Here is a 17276-nt window from a genome sequence, read left to right as displayed (position 1 = left end):
TGTAAAGAGAGAAAACTAAAGTAAGATTTTAGAAATTAAAAAATAATAAAAAAGAGAAAGAAAGGATGGTGTTATTAATGACAGAACTTCAAAAACGAATAAGCTTTATTGGTTTAGTTGCTCTTGGAGCAGCGGGCGTTATAGGAACAAGCTGGATATATACAAACAGTAAGTTTTTTGCAGCATACGGAGCAGGAGGGGAAATTTTTGGATTTGTTGTAGCGACAGTGATTGCTAGTTTAATTGCTTTGGCTTATGCCGAATTGTCTACTGTTTTCCCCAGAGCTGGAGGAGAAGTTGTTTACACGTATGTCGCATTTGGTAAGACAACCTCTTTTATAGCAGGATGGGCGTTAGTAGGCGCTTATTTAGCTTCTCTGGCATTTTATGTGACGGCATCAAGTTTGTTATTGGCATGGATTTTTCCTCAACTTGAACAAGGCCCATATTATGTTATTGCGGGGACTAAAATACATTTACCTGAACTTATAGTAGGTATTGCTATTACATTGTTAGTGTTTTTAGTAAATTATTATGGAGCTCATTTAGCATCAGGGATTCAAATTGTAATGTTTGGAACAATGATTGTACTAGGGTTACTGTTAGTAATTGTAGGATTTACTCACGGTCAAGCATCAAACTTTTGGCCTGCCTGGAGTAAAGATATGAATCCATTCCTTTCGACAATGAGATTTGTTTTACCCGCTATGACATATTTAACAGGGTTTGAGTTAGTTGCTGTACTAGCAGAAGAAGCAAATATGCCCGTAAGGAAAATTGGCATTAGTGTTATCTTATCAGTTGTTTTAGCGGGATTGTTTTATACGATAGTGTTGCTATCTTCTGCGTGGGTTATTCCGTGGCAAGAGACTGCTAAATTAAAATTAGGAACAATAGATGCTTTTAAAGTAGCTGGTTTTCCTGCATTAGGATGGGCGGCATATTTTATTTCTGTCCTAGGATTAGTTACAAGTTTTGTAGGTTTATTTGCAGCAACGCCTAGATTAATCTTGTCTTTGTCACGTGCAGGAGTTCTTCCCCAGACCTTCACTAAAACACATCCTAAATATGGAACACCTGTAAATGCTCTTTACTTAACTCTTGGATTTGCACTTGGTTTAGGATGGCTGGGAAAAGGAGCTATGGTATGGTTTTTAGATATGGGAGGATTTGCTATTGCAATTGCGTGGGTATTGGCTACTCTTAGTTTGATTAAAATAAGAAAAAAATATCCTAATCTTAGAGGTGCTTATAGGACTTCGGCTACTCTCTTACCTTTAATTGGAGGTATAGTAGCAATTATAATTGCAATAGCTACTTTGATTCCAGGAACGCCTTTGTCATTAGCTTGGCCATATGAATATATTGTTTTAGGTGTGTGGGCTATAGTGGGAGTTATACTATATGCTAAAGCTCCAAAAGGTAATGAGGAAGAAGCATTGAAAAATTTGTTAGGTGAGTATTATGAAGCTATAAAAAAGGCTAGTGATTAATTATGGATAAAATTGGGGTTTTCAAAGATACTCCTGCTCCTTTACCTAAAAAGGAATGGAAAAAGTGTCAAGTATGTTTTATCCCATTGTAGGTGCGATAATGGCGGGGCTTATTGCTATTTCTACGCTGATACCCGGCACGGATTTATCCTTAGAGTGGCCCTACGAGTAATATAATCCTAGTAGTATGGATATTAATAGGTGTAATACTTTACATGTATTCACCTCGTGAAGAGGACGAAAAGGCCTTGAAAGAATTGGTAGGAGAAGAATATTATAAAATTGCTGGAGAAAAGGGTGAAAAAATGAGTGATAAAAATTTTAAGGAAATACCTATTTCCACTCCAATCGAAAAGTGGAATTGGGAAGAGGTTAGAAAGATTCCGATAAGAGAAAATAATGAAAAGCTGGTTCCTTTAAGTTTATATCCCGAGAGGATAATAGTGCGCTCAGAGTACTTTCTTCAGGGGATAAAAGGTGCTCTTCCTGAATGTTACGTGAGAGAGAGTGTATATGAAAAATTACTAGAAGCGGCTGATTTATTGCCACCGGGATATAAGTTTGTGATTTTTGATACGTGGAGACCTATTCAGGTGCAGCAATCTCTGTTTGATACTTTAAAGGAACAGTTTAGGAAGCAATATCCTTCTGAATCGGAAGAAGAGATTACTAAAAGAACCTTGACATTTGTTGCATTACCTTCTACAGATCCTACGAGGCCTTCGCCCCACAACACCGGAGGGGCTGTTGACCTGACAATTGCAGATGACAAGGGAAGGCTGCTCAATATGGGAACAGAGTATGACGATCCTACGGAAAAGGCAAGGACTACTTATTTTGAAGAGTTGTTGAAAGAAGGCAAGGAGCTTTCAAAAGAGGAAAGGGAAGCCTTGGAAAATCGCAGGTTACTCTTTAATATCATGACATCAGTGGGTTTTACAAACTATTTAGATGAATGGTGGCACTACGACTACGGCAATCAAAATTGGGCGTGGGTGAGCAAGAAAGAATATGCTCTTTACGGTAGGGCCAAACCTTTCTTTGCTTGGAGAAGCGACATAGAATAAGAAAGGAAGCGGGTTTTAATCCGCTTCCTTTTTAAATATTTTGAATAGCGTACTTGAAAATAAGGGGATTGTATGTTAAAAAATAATAGAAAAGGATTTTTTGAAGGCAAAAAGGGGAGAGGCAGTTGAAAAAGGCCATTATTTCTGTAAAGGGCACTCAGAAGAACGACAGGGAAGAAGTTGACACTATAGAACTTGTTACAGAAGGGAATTTCTATGTCAAGGGCAATACTTTTTACGTGGTGTATGAAGAGAGCGAATTGTCAGGCATGGATGGCACCACTACCACTTTGAAAATAACTAGAGACAAGGTTACCTTGCTCAGATTTGGCACGAACAAGTCCAAAATGGTCTTTGAAAAAAATAAAAGGCATGAGACAGATTATCAGACACCTTATGGCAAAATTCTTTTAGGAGTTCTCTCTACAGACGTGAATGTAAATATGGGGGAGAGTGGAGGAGAGGTAAACATAAAGTATGTTCTCGACCTCAACAATAGAAAGGTAAGCAACAATGAACTATATCTAAAAGTGCGGGAGGTAAATTGAGTTGGAGAATATTGTTCAAAAAGCTAAAGAAGAGATAAAAGATGTTGTTTTAAAAGCATTAAATGAAGCTAAAAAAGAGGGATTGCTCAATTTTGAATCCATTCAAGATGTGGAAGTGGAAGAGCCAAAGGAAAAACAGCATGGGGACCTTGCTACCAATTTTGCAATGGTTATGGCAAGAGAGGCAAAGATGGCTCCTCGTAAAATTGCAGAGATTATAGCTTCAAAAATGAATACTTCTGGTACCTTTATAGAGAAGGTTGAAGTTGCTGGGCCAGGCTTTATCAACTTCTTTTTAAACCAAAATTTTTTGATTGAGACGCTTAAATTGATTCACAAAAGAGGAAAAGATTATGGAAGGGTTAACCTTGGAAAAGGCAAGAAGGTGCAGGTGGAATTTGTTTCTGCTAACCCTACAGGTCCGATGCACATGGGAAATGCTAGAGGGGGAGCGATAGGAGACGTTTTGGCTTCCATACTCGATTACGCGGGGTACAACGTTTCAAGGGAATTTTACATAAACGACGCGGGGAATCAGATAGAGAAGTTTGGATATTCCCTTGAGGCTAGGTATTTGCAACTTCTTGGAATAGATGCAGAGGTGCCAGAAGGGGGTTACCACGGAGAGGACATAATAGACAGAGCGAAAGAATTTTTAGAGATACACGGAGACAAGTATAAGGATGTGCCTTCTGAAGAGAGGAGAAAGGCTTTAATAGAATATGGGCTTAAAAAGAATATAGAGAAGATGAAAGAGGATTTGGTGCTTTACGGAATAGAGTATGACGTGTGGTTTTCTGAGCAGTCCCTTTATGACAGCGGAGAAGTGTATAAAGTGATAGAGGAGCTTACAGAAAAGGGCTATACCTATGAAAAAGATGGAGCATTGTGGTTTAAAATGACCCTTTTTGGCGCTGAGAAAGATGACGTTTTAGTGAGGTCAAATGGAGTTCCAACATATCTTGCCTCTGACATAGCTTATCACAAAAACAAGTTTGTGACGCGCGGATTTGACTGGGTGATAAATGTTTGGGGAGCTGACCACCATGGGCATGTCGCTCCTATGAAAGGGGCTATGAAGGCTTTGGGGATAGACCCCAACAGGCTGGATGTAGTTTTGATGCAGCTTGTCAAGCTTATAGAGGGCGGACAGGTAGTCAGGATGTCTAAAAGGACAGGAAAGATGATCACTTTAAGGGATTTGATAGAGGAAGTAGGTAAAGACGCAGCGAGATTTTTCTTCAATATGAGGTCTCCTGACAGCCCAATAGAGTTTGATTTGGATTTAGCTAAGCAGCAGACGAATGAAAATCCCGTCTTTTACGTGCAGTACGCTCATGCGAGAATCTGTTCTATAATAAGGCAGTTAGAGGAGATGGGGGTTAAGATAGAAAATATAGAAGATGTAGACCTTGGGCTTTTAAAAGAAGAGGAAGAGGTGGATTTGATTAAAAAACTTGCCTATTTTCCTGAAGAAATAACTATAGCTGCGAAGACCTTGGCTCCTCACAGGATTACAAGGTATGTCATAGACGTTGCTTCTCTTTTCCACTCTTTCTACAACAGCCATAGGGTGAAAGGAGCAGAGGAGAATTTAATGAAAGCACGCTTTGCTCTGATTTTAGCTGTAAAGACTGTTCTAAAGAACGCTCTTGACATACTTAAAGTCACTGCTCCTGAAAGAATGTAAAGAAGGCGGTTTTTGCTGCCTTTTTTGTGTTATAATAGGTTTTAGGAGGTGGTCTTTTATGAAAATAAAATGGTTAGGACACGCTTGCTTTAAATTGACTGCCGAAGACGGGACTACAATTGTGACAGACCCTTTTGACGATTCTGTAGGATACCCTATGCCGGATGTGAGGGCAGATATTGTCACTTCTTCTCATTCCCATTTTGACCACAATTACTTTAAAGCTGTAAAAGGGAAATTTGAAATAGTGGACAGGACAGGAGAACACAACATAAAAGGAATAAAAATAAAAGGAATAAGCACTTTCCACGACGAAGAGCAGGGGGCAAAGCGGGGGAAAAACATAGTTTTCATTTTTGAGATTGACGGTGTAAGAGTGTGCCACATGGGAGATTTAGGACATGTCTTGACGGAAAAGCAGGTCAATGAGATAGGGCCTGTGGATGTTTTGCTTATCCCTGTAGGAGGATATTATACCATCGACGCAAAACAGGCGGTAGAAGTGATGAAGCAGTTAAACCCAAAGATTACAATTCCAATGCACTACAAGACGGAGTACATAGATTTTCCAATAGACACAGTAGATAACTTTTTGAAACTTACAAATGGAGAACAAATCCCCTCTTCTGAGCTGGAAGTTAAGAAAGAAGACTTGGAAGGACAGGCAAGAGTTATTGCATTAACTTTCCAAAAATAGATAAAAATTCTTAGAATATTCCCTTAAAGTGCGGGAAACATAATAGTGTAAGGTTCGCGGTGGTTGAGCCAAGGTCATTTAGAGGCGTAAGCCTTAGATGGCCGGCCGAAGATTGATGTTCGGTATTGCGAATGTCAGTCAGAGGGCAGATTGCAATGTGTCTTGATAAAGCTATAAGCTAAAAAGGATGCATTGCAGTCGAGCTAAGACTGCTATGGGTGCCGCAGGTCAAAGTACGCGCCTTTGCAGTGTACTTAGACTGGAGGTCTTATGGAAGGTGCATAAGACTTCTAAGGTATCCATAGCAGTCGAGCATAGGTCAGTACAGGTTGTGAAGTGCTAAAGGGTGCCGAAGGACCTGTACTGGCTGAAGCGAAGACCATCGCGGACCTTACTTTTTTTATGTGATTATACTAGATAATTTCCACCATTTCTTTTATAATATTCCTAGAAAGGTAAATCAATTTCAATTAAGAGGGATATTTTCTTTTATCTGAAAATTTATATTCTAGGGAGAGGGATTTTATGAAAATAGTTAGAATGAAGGATTTGACAAAAAGGTTTGGCAATATTATAGCTTTAGATAATGTAAATTTGGAAATAGAAGAAGGGGAAATTTATGGACTTTTGGGTCCCAATGGTGCAGGAAAGACTACGGCTATAAGCATAATCTGCGGACTGATAAGTTTTGACAGAGGTGAAGTCTATGTTTTTGACAAAGACATACGTAAAGATGCTGAATTCATAAAGAAAAATATAGGTATTGTGCCTCAGGACGTTGCTATATATGGAGATTTAACAGCCTATGAAAATGTAAAGTTTTTTGCAAGCCTTTATGGACTTAAGGGGAAAGAGCTAAAAGAAAATGTAGAGATGGCATTAGAGTTTGTAGGTCTTTCAGATAAAGCGAAAGAAGTACCAAATAAATTTTCAGGTGGTATGAAAAGAAGGCTAAATATTGCCTGTGCCATTGCCTATAGACCTAAATTGATAATAATGGATGAACCTACAGTAGGTATAGACCCTCAATCGAGGAATCACATTTTGGAATCTGTTAAAAAGTTAAATGAAATGGGTAGTACAATTATTTACACAAGTCACTATATGGAGGAAGTAGAGGCTATCTGTACACGGATTTCTATAATGGACCATGGCAAGGTTATAGCTGAAGGAACAAAGGGAGAACTCATTTCAATGGTTACAGATGTGAATACAGTTTATATTGAAATTGGCTCAATTGATGGAATAAAAGAGGAGGAATTGAAAGGAATAAAGGGTGTAAAAGATGTTGAGATAAAAGACAGCACGATAAAGATAACAAGTTTAAAAGATGTGAGCAATTTTGATGATATAATCCATTATTTTATTTCAAAGAATATACCAATACGCAATCTGAGAAATGAAATTCCCGATTTGGAGACAGTTTTCCTCACGTTAACGGGCAGAAAATTGAGGGATTAGAGGTGGTAAAATGAGAATCCTTACTATAATGCTTAAAGAAATAAAGGAAATTCTTTATGACAAGAATGTAATGGCAATTATGATACTATTGCCAATAGTTCTTATTGGAATTTTAGGTTTTGCGTTTTCGTCAACATCAGATATAAAATTAGGGGATATAAAAGTGATATATACAGATGAAGGAGATACGGTACTTTCACAGGGTTTTGATATTTTCATTAAAGAAACTGATAAAATGGGAGTAAAATTTGTAGAAATAAAAGATATCAGCAAAGGAATAAGTGAAATAGAAAAACGCAAATATGATGGTTATGTTTTTTTAAAAGGTAAAGATATAACTTTTTATAAGAATGCACATGGAGATATAAAAACGGAGATTGCAGAAAGTATGATTGACTCTTTTGTTGATACTTTTAAGGGAATGACAGCTATAGCTTCACAAAATCCTGCCTTTCTTAAGAATAGCGGCGATATAAATTTAAATAGAGAATTTATAAATATAACCTCTATTGACAGAAAAGTTAAACAAACATCATTCGATTATTATTCTGTTACAATGCTTACTTTGATAATTTTATACGGTGCTATGAGTGGTGTATTTTCAATAGATATGGAAAGGACAAAAAAGACAGGGCGCAGAATATTAGCTTCTCCTGTTAAGAAATATGAAATATTGATAGGGAAGGTGTTAGGGGTAACTTTTTCTGTTTTTATACAGGCCTTGATTATTATTTTTTTTAGCAAATACATCTTCGGAACTAATTGGGGAAATGATATCATAACTGTTTTTGTGATTATAATTAGTGAGATAATTTTTGTGGTGGGCTTGGGAGTGAGTTTGGGGTTTATTATAAAAAATGGAGCAATGGCACAAGGTTTACTAAACGGTATAATTCCTTTTATAGCCTTTTTAGGTGGGTCATATTATCCTGTAAAAGAGATGGGAAGTCAGTTTATTGAGAGACTTTCAAATTTTTCTCCAATTACATGGACAAATACAGCCATATTTAACGTGATATGGGTAGGTAATTACCAATATGTACCTACAGCCCTCATGGTAAATTTAATTCCTGCAGCTTTTTTCATAGTGTTGTCGGCCTACTTATTCAGAAGGGAGGCTTTTTAAGTGAGAGAGCTATTTTTGGTTATGAACAATACTGTAAAGTTATTTTTTAGAAGGAAAGGGAATATTATTTTATTGATTTCTGGTATTATAATTCCACTTTTCTTTTTGCTTTTTACCTATGGTGGCAGCGGACAGCTTAGAATAGGTGTTGTAGATAAAGATAAAAGTCTGATTTCGGCAGATTTAATTAATTCATTGGAAAAAACGGATAAATTCAAGGTTGTTTTCTTAAAAGAAGATGAGATAAATGATAAAGTATCGAAAGGAAAAGTTGACAGCGCTATAGTGATTCCTCAAAGATTTGAAGAAGAAATTTTGAAGGGAAATCCAAAGGATGTAGAGATTGTATCAATAAAAGGGGAAGAAACCACCTTATTTTTGAAAAGTTATCTTGACCGCAAGATAAATGTTCTTTACAATTTGAGTAAGGCATCCGAAGGAAATAAAGAAAATTTTTATAAGATGTACAACCTTTATAAGAACAGTCCTTTTAGCTTGAAAACATATATTGTTGAAGATATAGGGAAGACGGCAGTGGCAACAACAAGAAGTTTAGGATTTTTTATAATGTTTTTGATGTTTAGTACTTTTAATATTTCTAATTTTATACTTGTGGAGAAGAGAGATAAAACTTTTTACAGAATTTTTGCTTCTCCTTTAAAGCCAAGAACTTATTTAGCGAGCAATTTTTTGGTAAATTTGATTTTGACAGTTTTTCAAATAGCTTTTATACTTGCGTTGATTACCTTTATATTAAACTTAAGCTTCACAAAAGCGACATTTGATGTTTTTTTAGTACTGGTTTCTTTTGGAATAACCTCTATTGGTTTAAGTTCAATGATAGTTGCTTTTTCACCCTCTACAAGTTATTCTAATGTCTTGTCTACTTTAATTATTACACCTACTTGTATGTTAGGGGGAACTTTCTGGCCATTATATTTAATGCCAAAATCATTTCAAAAGCTTTCTGATTTTATACCACAGAAATGGGCAATAGACGCTATAGAAAAAATTCAAATGGGTGGTAGTTTAAGCGATGTTTATATGAATATAATCATACTGTTGGCTTTTGCATTAACCTTTATCCTGTTAGGAATATATAAAATTAAAACTTCTGAAAAAATGGGAGATTTTATCTGATTTATATGTTATAATCAGACAAGGGGGACGGTTCCTTTTGTCTGAATTATTATTTTTGGAGTGGATATAAATGCCTAGAAAGTCAAGAGTTAAAAGCAAGAGTGGATATTATCATGTGATGTTGCGGGGAAATGAAAAGAAAAATATATTTAACAATGATGATGATAAAAAGCGCTTTATAGAAATATTGGCAGAGAAAAAGCTAGACGGGAAGTTTTATTTAACTGCTTTTTGTCTAATGAGTAACCATGTTCATTTGATGATCAAGGAAGGCAATGAAGATTTGTCAAGTTCTATTAAGAGGATTGCAGGAACTTATGTTTCTTATTTTAATAAAAAATACGATAGGACAGGGCATTTATTTCAAGATAGGTTTAGAAGTGAGCCAGTTGAAGATGAGAGTTACGTTATAGCATTAGTAAGATACATTCACCAGAATCCGGTAAAAGCGGGACTAGTGAAAGAAGTTTCTGATTATAAGTGGAGCAGTTATAGCTGTTATCTTAACGATAATGATAAAATGTGTCAAATTGTAGATACAGAGTTGATTTTAGGTATTTTCTCTGATGATAAAAAGAAAGCTATAGAACAGTTTAAGAAATATATGGAGCAGACAGAAGGCACTGAAATTTTTATCGACATTGAGGAAGAAAAAATGAGTACGGAAGAAGCCAAAGAGTTATTTAAAAAAATGGCAATGGAATTTGGGATTAAAGATATAGAAAATCTGGAAATTAAAAAACGTAAAGAATGGCATGACTTAATAAAAAAATACAGAGAAAAAACAGGACTTTCAATTAAAGATATTGCTTCTATTGCTGGGGTGACTAGGTATAGTATACATAAGATTTTGAAAGAAAAAGGCAAAGCCTGACTATATAGCCTGATTAAATTTAAAAGATCAGACGGAAGGAACCGTCCCCTTTGTCTGATTGTCTGGGAAGAAAGGAGAAAGTGTATGGGGCTTTTTGACCAGATAAAATTTCTGCCAAGGGAAGTAAAAATTTTTGTGGCAACAGAGGCATTTTTAGGGATAGGAATGGGTATTTTAGGGTTTGTGCTAAATTTCCACTTTTTAGCTTTGAATATTTCACCTGAAGAGATTGGCGCTTTAAACTCTATAGGCACTTTTGTCATGGGGCTTTTTTCACTGCCAGCAGGATTTATGGCAAGGCATTTTGGGAGGAAAAGGGTATTTATAACGGGGATTGTACTGATAGGATTGGGCTATTTGATGTTTGGAATTGGGACCACCCTTTATGCCTTTTATCCGGCCCAAATAATACAGTTTATAGGGGTTTCACTTTTGGTTTCTACAGAGATACAGCTTCTCTTTTCTTATGCCGGGACAAGTGAAGCAGAGACTTTAAGCTACAGTCTTCTCTTTGCAGTTTTTACCCTCTTCAGCGGGATAGGGACTCTTATGGGGGGATTTATCCCGCAGTTTCTCAAGTATGGTACCACTAAATATCAGTGGTCGATATACATATCTGCCTTGTCTATCTTTTTAGTGGCAATTTTGAGGGGATTATTTTTGCCCTGCCGCAATAACAATAAGCTTAATAGTGCAGAAAAGATTGAGACAAAAAATTTAACAGAGAATTTTAAAGAGCATTTGAACAGCAAAATAATAATTTTGACATTATATCTCTTTTTAATGGGAATGGTATTTTCAGTCGTTATACCTTTTCAGAATGTCATAATAAAATTTACCACAGGGTGGCATGATGAGGCTGTCTCTTACGTTTTGACTGCCAATGGTATAATTCTGTTCTTTGCCTCTATAATAATGCCTTGGCTTATAAATGAGCTGGGAGTAATTAGGTCTTATTACTACGTGTACGCTATAAATATAGGGCTGGCTTTCATTCTTTACTTTAAGATGCTTCCCATTGCTTTTGTGTTAATTTTCCTTTTAAGGAGTGGTAGCTTTACACTTTTTCTCAATATGGTGGACAGCCAAACGATGTCTGCTGTAGAGGAAGATAAGAGAGATTTTTTTGGAGGTGCCAGAACTTTTTTGAGGAGCATAGGAGGGGCTATTGGAAGCTTTATAGCAGGGTATGTAATTCAAAGAGGTAAGAGTACTCTTCCTTTTCTGATTACTTCTTTGGTTCTTTTGATTAGCTTTGTGTACTTCGAATTTTTGGTGAAACCCATTTTTATAAAAGAACTTGAAAAAAAGGAGGAGGGCATGTAGCTATACTAAGTGGCAAGCTACATAATGCCCTCCTCCTACATCTCTAAACTCAGGAACTTGTTCTTTACATATGTCCTTTGCAAAAGGACACCTTGTGTGGAATTTGCAGCCTTTTGGTGGATTTGCAGGGCTGGGTATATCACCCTCCAGTATTATTCTCTCTCTTTTTAGGTCCGGGTCGGGTATTGGCACCGCAGAAAGAAGTGCCTGCGTATAAGGATGCAATGGATGGTCAAAGAGCTCGTCTCTTGATGCCATCTCTACAATGTTGCCCAGATACATTACAGCAACTCTTGTGCTTATGTGTTCCACCACGCTCAAATCGTGAGAGATGAAGAGGTAAGTGAGGCCTTTTTGCTGCTGTAAATCCATCAAAAGGTTTATTATCTGTGCCTGTATTGACACGTCTAAGGAGGAAACAGGCTCGTCTAAGACTATAAATTCAGGGTCTAAAATGAGTGCGCGAGCTATTCCTATTCTCTGCCTTTGACCGCCAGAGAATTCATGGGGATATCTATCTATGTGATATGAAGCCAGTCCGCACATTTCTAATGCTTCTATTACTCTATCTCTTAATTCGTTTTTTGAGACAAGGCCGTGGTCTAATAAGGCTTCTCCTACTGCATCCCCTATTCTAAGCCTGGGATTTAAAGAGCTAAAGGGGTCCTGGAATACCATCTGCATTTTGGGGCGAAGTTTTCTAAGCTCGCTTTTTTTGAGGCTATGTATAGGAATACCTTTAAAAAGAACGTCTCCATCCGTCTTGTCGTAAAGCCTTATTATAGTACGGCCTACAGTGCTCTTCCCACAGCCAGATTCTCCTACAAGGCTTAAGGTTTCCCCTTTATTTATAGTGAAGCTTACTCCATCTACGGCTTTTACGTATCCTATTGTGCGCTGCAAAACTCCTCCTCTTATAGGAAAGTACTTTTTTAAATTTTTTACCTCAATCAAAGGTTCGCTCATTTTTTCCACTCTCCTTCGTACAGCCAGCAGGCTACTTTATGGCCATTTTCGTCAGCGACAAGAGGAGGCATCTTTTTGCGGCATACATCCATCGTGTATTCACATCTGTCGCTGAAATAACAGAAGTCTCCGAGGTCTATAGGGTTAGGCACCTGCCCAGGTATGGTGTACAGCCTTTCTTGCCTTCTTCCAATCACAGGCTTTGCTTTTAAAAGGCCTCTCGTGTATGGGTGTTTGGGGTTTTTGAAAAGCTCTCTCACTGGAGCTTCTTCTATGACTTTCCCTGCGTACATCACCACCACGTAATCCGCCATTTCAGCCACAATTCCTAAATCGTGGGTTATGAGCATGAGAGCCATTTTTTTCTCTTCTTTGAGCCTTCTTAAAAGGTCAAGTATCTGAGCCTGTATGGTAACATCCAGAGCGGTTGTAGGTTCATCAGCGATTAAAAGTTTGGGGTCGCAGCTTATGGCCATTGCTATCATTATGCGCTGCCTCATTCCGCCGCTTAGCTCATGGGGATAGCTTGTCATAATCTGTTCAGCGCGGGGAATTCCAACCTGCTTTATAAGTTCAATAGCTTTGTTCCAGGCTTCCTTTTTTGTCATGTGTTTGTGAAGCATTAAAGGTTCCATCAGCTGGTCTCCTATTGTGAGAACAGGGTTTAATGAGGTCATAGGCTCCTGGAATATCATTCCTATTTCATTTCCTCTGATCCTTCTCATTTCAGCATCGCTTAATTTAAGGATATCTCTCCCATCAAATATTATCTCTCCACCTACGATTTTACCAGGAGGAGATTGGATGAGTCTCATTAGAGAAAGAGCGGTTACACTTTTTCCACACCCTGATTCCCCAACGACGCAGACGGTTTCACCCTCGCGAATTGAAAAGCTGACGTCATTTACTGCTTTTACAACACCTTCTTCGGTGTAGAAGTAGGTTTTAAGATTGCGAAATTCTACAATATTTCTTGCCATTTCAACTCCTCCTAAATCTTTTGTCTTGGGTCAAAAGCGTCCCTCAAAGCGTCGCCTACGAAGTTAATAGCAAGGACAGTAAGCATTATGGCAACGCCTGGCGGAATCCATAGCCACGGGCGCTTTGCAAAGTCTATCATATTATTGGCGGCAGAAAGCATATAACCCCAAGAAGGTGTTGGAGGTACGACTCCTAAGCCTAAAAAGCTCAAAGCAGATTCTGAGATTATAGAACTTGCAACTCCCAGTGTTCCGGCGACAATAACTGTTGGCAGTACGTTGGGGAAAAGGTGTTTTATTATCTTCTTGCTATCTCTTAAACCCAAAACTTCTGTTGCCAGCATGAATTCCTGCTCTTTTAAGCTTAAAATCTGGCTTCTTACAAGCCTTGCAACTCCAACCCATGAGATAATACCCAATATGAACATGACGTAGTATATCCTATGAGCTGGAGGTATCTTCAAATCTGACATTATCGCACCCATCACTATCAATATTGGAAGTCCGGGCATAGCGTATATAATATCTGCAATTCTCATTATTATGACATCAAGCCATCCTCCGTAATATCCGGAGATAGACCCCAAAGTCACGCCAATTAATAGGAGTATCAAAGTAGCGGCTATACCTATTGTGAGAGATATCCTCCCTGCGAGCATAAGCCTTAAAAGGACATCTCTTCCAAGGTTATCTGTTCCAAGCCAGTGCTCTTTACTTGGGGGCTGATTTGCCTTTGTCACATCGGGTACGTCCTGATGCGGCGAAAAATAAGGTCCTATGAAGGCAAATAAAACCATAAAGGTCAGTATTACAAGACCTAAAATAGCGTATTTGTTCCTTATAAAGCGGCGAAAGGCATCTTGCCACAGTGAAGTACCGCCTTTTTTGCGATTTTTTCTATAGTCAAGTGTTGGAGTTAACCTCTCCAAACTTTATCCCTCCTTATTTAAGCCTTACCCTAGGATCGGCTATTCCGTATAATACGTCTGCCAGGATATTTGCCAGGATTGTAAGTACGGTTATTAACATGGTATAGCCTAAGAATAAAGGATAGTCCCTTACGTAAATCGCTTGGAGAACCACTTTACCAATTCCTGGCCAGTTGTATATTCTCTCTGTTATCATTGCACCTGCGAAGAGGCTTGGTATTTCAAGTGTGAAAAGTGTGATTAAAGGCAAAAGTGCATTTCTCAAAGCGTGTTTGAAAATAACAGTCCTTTCCTTTAATCCTTTCGCTCTCGCTGTCCTTATATAATCCTGTTTGATAACCTCTAGCATATTAGCTCTGAAGTAACGGCTCAATCCCCCTACACTTATCAAAGTCAAGGTTGCAACAGGAAGTACCATGTGTTTTGCTACATCCGTTATATGAGCCCATCCAGTGTAGTTTGAACCTGTGGTTATCATGCCACCTACTGGGAACCATCTCAAGTCCACAGCAAAGATTTTGAGGAGAAGTAGTCCCAGGAAGAAAGATGGCAGGGAATATAACATAAAAATTATCAAAGTAGCTATCGTGTCAAAGACAGAGTACTGTCGGACTGCCGAGTATATGCCTATTATTGAGGCGATCAACCATTCAAAAAACATTATGGCAACTCCTAAAAGGAAAGAGTTCCATATAAAGTCGTTTATCACGCTTATGACAGGCTTTTTAAACATTAAAGAGTCTCCCATTTCGCCTCTTAGCATGTTTCCAGCCCATCTTAAATATCTTTCTGGTAAGGGCTTGTCAAGGCCATATAGCGCTCTTAACTGTTCCATTCTCTCCGGAGTCATTTTAGGGTTTTCAAACTGCCTTGTTACGTAATCGCCAGGAGCAAGAGCAAAAATTAAAAATATTATTATGGATGCTCCTATCAATGTCGGAATGCTCTGCAAAAGCCTTCTTATTATAAACTGTGTCATCAAATCCCCTCCTAAAATGCATTGGAAAAGCCCGGCCCTAAGTCCGGGCTTTTCTTACTTAATTTAATACTGGAGAAGTTCTGCCTGATAGAGCGAGTAAGTGAAGTCTCTGAAGGATGAAATCTGGAATCCTACTACTCTCATGTTCTTGGCATTAAGATCATGTCTCTGGTACATGAAGATGTACGGCAGGTCTTCATTGAGCACTTTGTAAAGCTCATGGTAGAGCTCTTTGCGCTTATTCATATCTAGCTCTTCGCGAGCTTTTACAATAAGCTCATCGACCTTTGGATTGGAGTATCCGTTTCTGTTCTGTGACCCTTTGGAGTGGAATATGTTGTATGGATCTGGTTCAGCACTTAATCCCCAAGCCATGAAGTACATGTCAAAAGTCTTTTCTTTGGCTTTCTTAATTTTATCAACTATTAAGTTAAACTCCATGGGTTCTGCTATAAACTCAATACCTAATTGTTTATAGTTTTCAACAGCGATTGGCACTAATGCGTCGTTCACAGGGTTTGGTGTTGACTGCAGGAAGTGAATTGTGAACTTTTCACCATTCTTATAGCGATACCCGTCAGGTCCTAGCTTCCAGCCTGCCTCTTCAAGGAGCTGTTTTGCCTTTTCTGGATCGTAGTTATATGGATTTATTTCATCTTCCGGCGGATATGCCCAGGACACTTTTGACTGAGGAACGTTTCTCACTTCTGCTAGCCCCTGATATACTGCATCAACTATAGCTTTTCTGTTAAGACCGTATGTCAGAGCCTGGCGAACTCTTACATCCTGGAATTTTGGCTGATAGAAGTTAAAAGCGATATACCCATATCCGTTTGTGGGCAACAGTGCATAGTCTACAAATCCCAGGCTTTCGAGGAGCTCTACATTGTCCTTTTTAGCTGTGATGTTGGAAGTTTCATAGTCTGTTTCTCCTGCCTGCAACATCTGAACCGCTGTTTCGTCTGTAGTCGTTTTGAAGATGAGATTCTTTATTTTTGGAGCACCTTTCCAGTAGTGCTCATTTGCTACTAAGCGCACTTCCTGACCAGGTACAAATTTGTCAAATACATATGGACCCGAACCAAGTGGCTTTTGCATTAAAGCCTTTATGCCCTCAAGATTTCCCTTCTTAAAGTCTTTTCCATAGTAGTGCTTTGGAATTACAGGTATACCCAAATCTGACAAGCTAGTTCCCATGAGTTTTTCTAATTGAATTTGTATTGTGTAGTCATCTAAGACCTTTATACCTTCAATTTTATCTGCTTTGCCCTCCTGATACTCCTTAAATCCTATTATACCTGCAGGAGAGAGGTCAATTGGTCCATCGTAAGTTGGGTCTGCTAATACGTAGTAAGTAAATTCTACGTCATGGGCTGTTAAAGGTGTACCGTCACTGAATTGTACCCCTTTTCTTAAGTGGAACGTAACAGTGTTATTGTCCTTGTCCAAATCCCACTTCTCTGCAAGGCCAGGTATATATGTTCCGTCAAAGTTTACTTCTATTAAGCCATCAAATATAGCGCTTAAGACGTAATTGTCATAGGCTGTCTCATAGAAGAGTGGGTTAAATGTTCCTGCTGGCTCATGCAGACCTATTATGAGAGTGTCTGTACGAGATTTTGAAGCTTCTGGTATTTTTGAAGGGTCTTTTGCTTTTGTCCAGTTGTCGCTGTCCTGGACAGAAGCTGTTGGAGTTGTTTGTTCTTGCTTGGGCTGTTCGGATGGTTGTGTCTCCTGTGGTTTGCTGCAAGCAGATAGGACAACTGATAGGGCGAAGACGAGCACCACTAAAAGAGGAAGCCATTTCTTTCTTAGCATCTTCAAAAATCCCCCTTACCTTTAATTTTGTTTTTATTTTGTAGACGATTACTATTATAGCATATTTAATATTAGTTGGCAATATGGCTGTTAAAAATGTAAAACATTTATGAAGAAATTTAATTTTGTGCAACCAAAATTAAAAAATATTAAAAAATTGCAGTAAATTTTAGTGATTTTTA

General features: G+C 38.2%; 15 protein-coding genes. 10 read left to right on the top strand and 5 right to left on the bottom strand.

Annotation, left to right across the window (positions count from 1 at the left end):
- Positions 1 to 65: 65 nt before the first annotated feature.
- The 10 genes from TTE_RS12135 (at position 66) to TTE_RS12090 (ending at position 11422) form a co-directional block, all read left to right on the top strand.
- Positions 66 to 1493 carry an APC family permease gene (locus TTE_RS12135; RefSeq protein WP_011026546.1) on the top strand — a complete coding sequence of 476 codons (1428 nt, stop codon included), beginning with the start codon at positions 66 to 68 and terminating at the stop codon, positions 1491 to 1493.
- 305 nt (positions 1494 to 1798) lie between these two features.
- Positions 1799 to 2560 (top strand): M15 family metallopeptidase, encoded by a 762-nt coding sequence (locus TTE_RS12130; protein WP_011026545.1) that lies wholly within the window; start codon positions 1799 to 1801, stop codon positions 2558 to 2560.
- A 125-nt stretch (positions 2561 to 2685) separates the two neighbouring features.
- Positions 2686 to 3108, top strand: a complete 423-nt coding sequence (locus tag TTE_RS12125; protein WP_011026544.1) for a DUF1934 domain-containing protein — start codon at positions 2686 to 2688, stop codon at positions 3106 to 3108.
- Position 3109: 1 nt separating this feature from the next.
- Positions 3110 to 4798 carry an arginine--tRNA ligase gene (gene argS / locus TTE_RS12120; RefSeq protein WP_011026543.1) on the top strand — a complete coding sequence of 563 codons (1689 nt, stop codon included), beginning with the start codon at positions 3110 to 3112 and terminating at the stop codon, positions 4796 to 4798.
- Between the two features lie 58 nt (positions 4799 to 4856).
- A complete protein-coding gene (locus TTE_RS12115) occupies positions 4857 to 5495 on the top strand; it encodes an MBL fold metallo-hydrolase (protein WP_011026542.1) in 639 nt (212 codons plus the stop codon).
- Positions 5496 to 6020: 525 nt separating this feature from the next.
- Entirely contained in the window at positions 6021 to 6956 is a 936-nt protein-coding gene (locus tag TTE_RS12110; protein ID WP_011026541.1) for an ABC transporter ATP-binding protein, read from the top strand.
- Positions 6957 to 6966: 10 nt separating this feature from the next.
- Complete coding sequence (locus TTE_RS12105; RefSeq protein WP_011026540.1) at positions 6967 to 8082, top strand: ABC transporter permease; 1116 nt, start codon at positions 6967 to 6969, stop codon at positions 8080 to 8082.
- Positions 8083 to 9222, top strand: a complete 1140-nt coding sequence (locus TTE_RS12100; protein ID WP_011026539.1) for an ABC transporter permease — start codon at positions 8083 to 8085, stop codon at positions 9220 to 9222. It begins immediately after the preceding gene.
- A 70-nt stretch (positions 9223 to 9292) separates the two neighbouring features.
- A complete protein-coding gene (locus tag TTE_RS12095; protein ID WP_011026538.1) occupies positions 9293 to 10096 on the top strand; it encodes an REP-associated tyrosine transposase in 804 nt (267 codons plus the stop codon).
- Positions 10097 to 10180: 84 nt separating this feature from the next.
- Positions 10181 to 11422 (top strand): MFS transporter, encoded by a 1242-nt coding sequence (locus TTE_RS12090; protein ID WP_011026537.1) that lies wholly within the window; start codon positions 10181 to 10183, stop codon positions 11420 to 11422.
- Here the strand turns inward: TTE_RS12090 and TTE_RS12085 are convergent, their stop codons facing one another.
- The 5 genes from TTE_RS12085 to TTE_RS12065 all read right to left on the bottom strand — a co-directional run bounded on the left by TTE_RS12085 (position 11423) and on the right by TTE_RS12065 (position 17094).
- Positions 11423 to 12388: an ABC transporter ATP-binding protein gene (locus TTE_RS12085; RefSeq protein ID WP_011026536.1), complete on the bottom strand. Its 966-nt coding sequence runs from the start codon at positions 12386 to 12388 to the stop codon at positions 11423 to 11425.
- On the bottom strand, positions 12385 to 13368 hold the full coding sequence (locus tag TTE_RS12080) for an ABC transporter ATP-binding protein (protein ID WP_009610916.1): 984 nt from the start codon (positions 13366 to 13368) through the stop codon (positions 12385 to 12387). Before TTE_RS12080 ends, TTE_RS12085 begins: the two co-directional genes overlap by 4 nt.
- 11 nt (positions 13369 to 13379) lie before the next feature.
- The gene (opp4C, locus tag TTE_RS12075) at positions 13380 to 14297 is read right to left on the bottom strand and encodes an oligopeptide ABC transporter permease (RefSeq protein WP_011026535.1); all 918 of its coding nucleotides are present in this window, start codon (positions 14295 to 14297) and stop codon (positions 13380 to 13382) included.
- Positions 14298 to 14310: 13 nt separating this feature from the next.
- The gene (locus tag TTE_RS12070) at positions 14311 to 15276 is read right to left on the bottom strand and encodes an ABC transporter permease (protein WP_011026534.1); all 966 of its coding nucleotides are present in this window, start codon (positions 15274 to 15276) and stop codon (positions 14311 to 14313) included.
- 63 nt (positions 15277 to 15339) lie between these two features.
- Entirely contained in the window at positions 15340 to 17094 is a 1755-nt protein-coding gene (locus TTE_RS12065; protein WP_041587231.1) for an ABC transporter substrate-binding protein, read from the bottom strand.
- Positions 17095 to 17276 lie beyond the last annotated feature (182 nt).

The organism is Caldanaerobacter subterraneus subsp. tengcongensis MB4, assembly GCF_000007085.1.
GTDB classification, from domain to species: domain Bacteria; phylum Bacillota; class Thermoanaerobacteria; order Thermoanaerobacterales; family Thermoanaerobacteraceae; genus Thermoanaerobacter; species Thermoanaerobacter subterraneus.
This window is presented reverse-complemented; position numbering and strand designations above follow the sequence as displayed.

Excerpts from the sequence above, each read along its gene's own strand:
- TTE_RS12085 (WP_011026536.1), bottom strand. The coding sequence starts at position 12,388 with ATGAGCGAACCTTTGATTGAGGTAAAAAATTTAAAAAAGTACTTTCCT.
- TTE_RS12115 (WP_011026542.1), top strand. The coding sequence starts at position 4,857 with ATGAAAATAAAATGGTTAGGACACGCTTGCTTTAAATTGACTGCCGAA.
- TTE_RS12065 (WP_041587231.1), bottom strand. The coding sequence starts at position 17,094 with ATGCTAAGAAAGAAATGGCTTCCTCTTTTAGTGGTGCTCGTCTTCGCC.
- TTE_RS12105 (WP_011026540.1), top strand. The coding sequence starts at position 6,967 with ATGAGAATCCTTACTATAATGCTTAAAGAAATAAAGGAAATTCTTTAT.
- TTE_RS12130 (WP_011026545.1), top strand. The coding sequence starts at position 1,799 with ATGAGTGATAAAAATTTTAAGGAAATACCTATTTCCACTCCAATCGAA.
- TTE_RS12070 (WP_011026534.1), bottom strand. The coding sequence starts at position 15,276 with ATGACACAGTTTATAATAAGAAGGCTTTTGCAGAGCATTCCGACATTG.
- TTE_RS12095 (WP_011026538.1), top strand. The coding sequence starts at position 9,293 with ATGCCTAGAAAGTCAAGAGTTAAAAGCAAGAGTGGATATTATCATGTG.
- TTE_RS12090 (WP_011026537.1), top strand. The coding sequence starts at position 10,181 with ATGGGGCTTTTTGACCAGATAAAATTTCTGCCAAGGGAAGTAAAAATT.
- TTE_RS12110 (WP_011026541.1), top strand. The coding sequence starts at position 6,021 with ATGAAAATAGTTAGAATGAAGGATTTGACAAAAAGGTTTGGCAATATT.
- TTE_RS12080 (WP_009610916.1), bottom strand. The coding sequence starts at position 13,368 with ATGGCAAGAAATATTGTAGAATTTCGCAATCTTAAAACCTACTTCTAC.
- TTE_RS12135 (WP_011026546.1), top strand. The coding sequence starts at position 66 with ATGGTGTTATTAATGACAGAACTTCAAAAACGAATAAGCTTTATTGGT.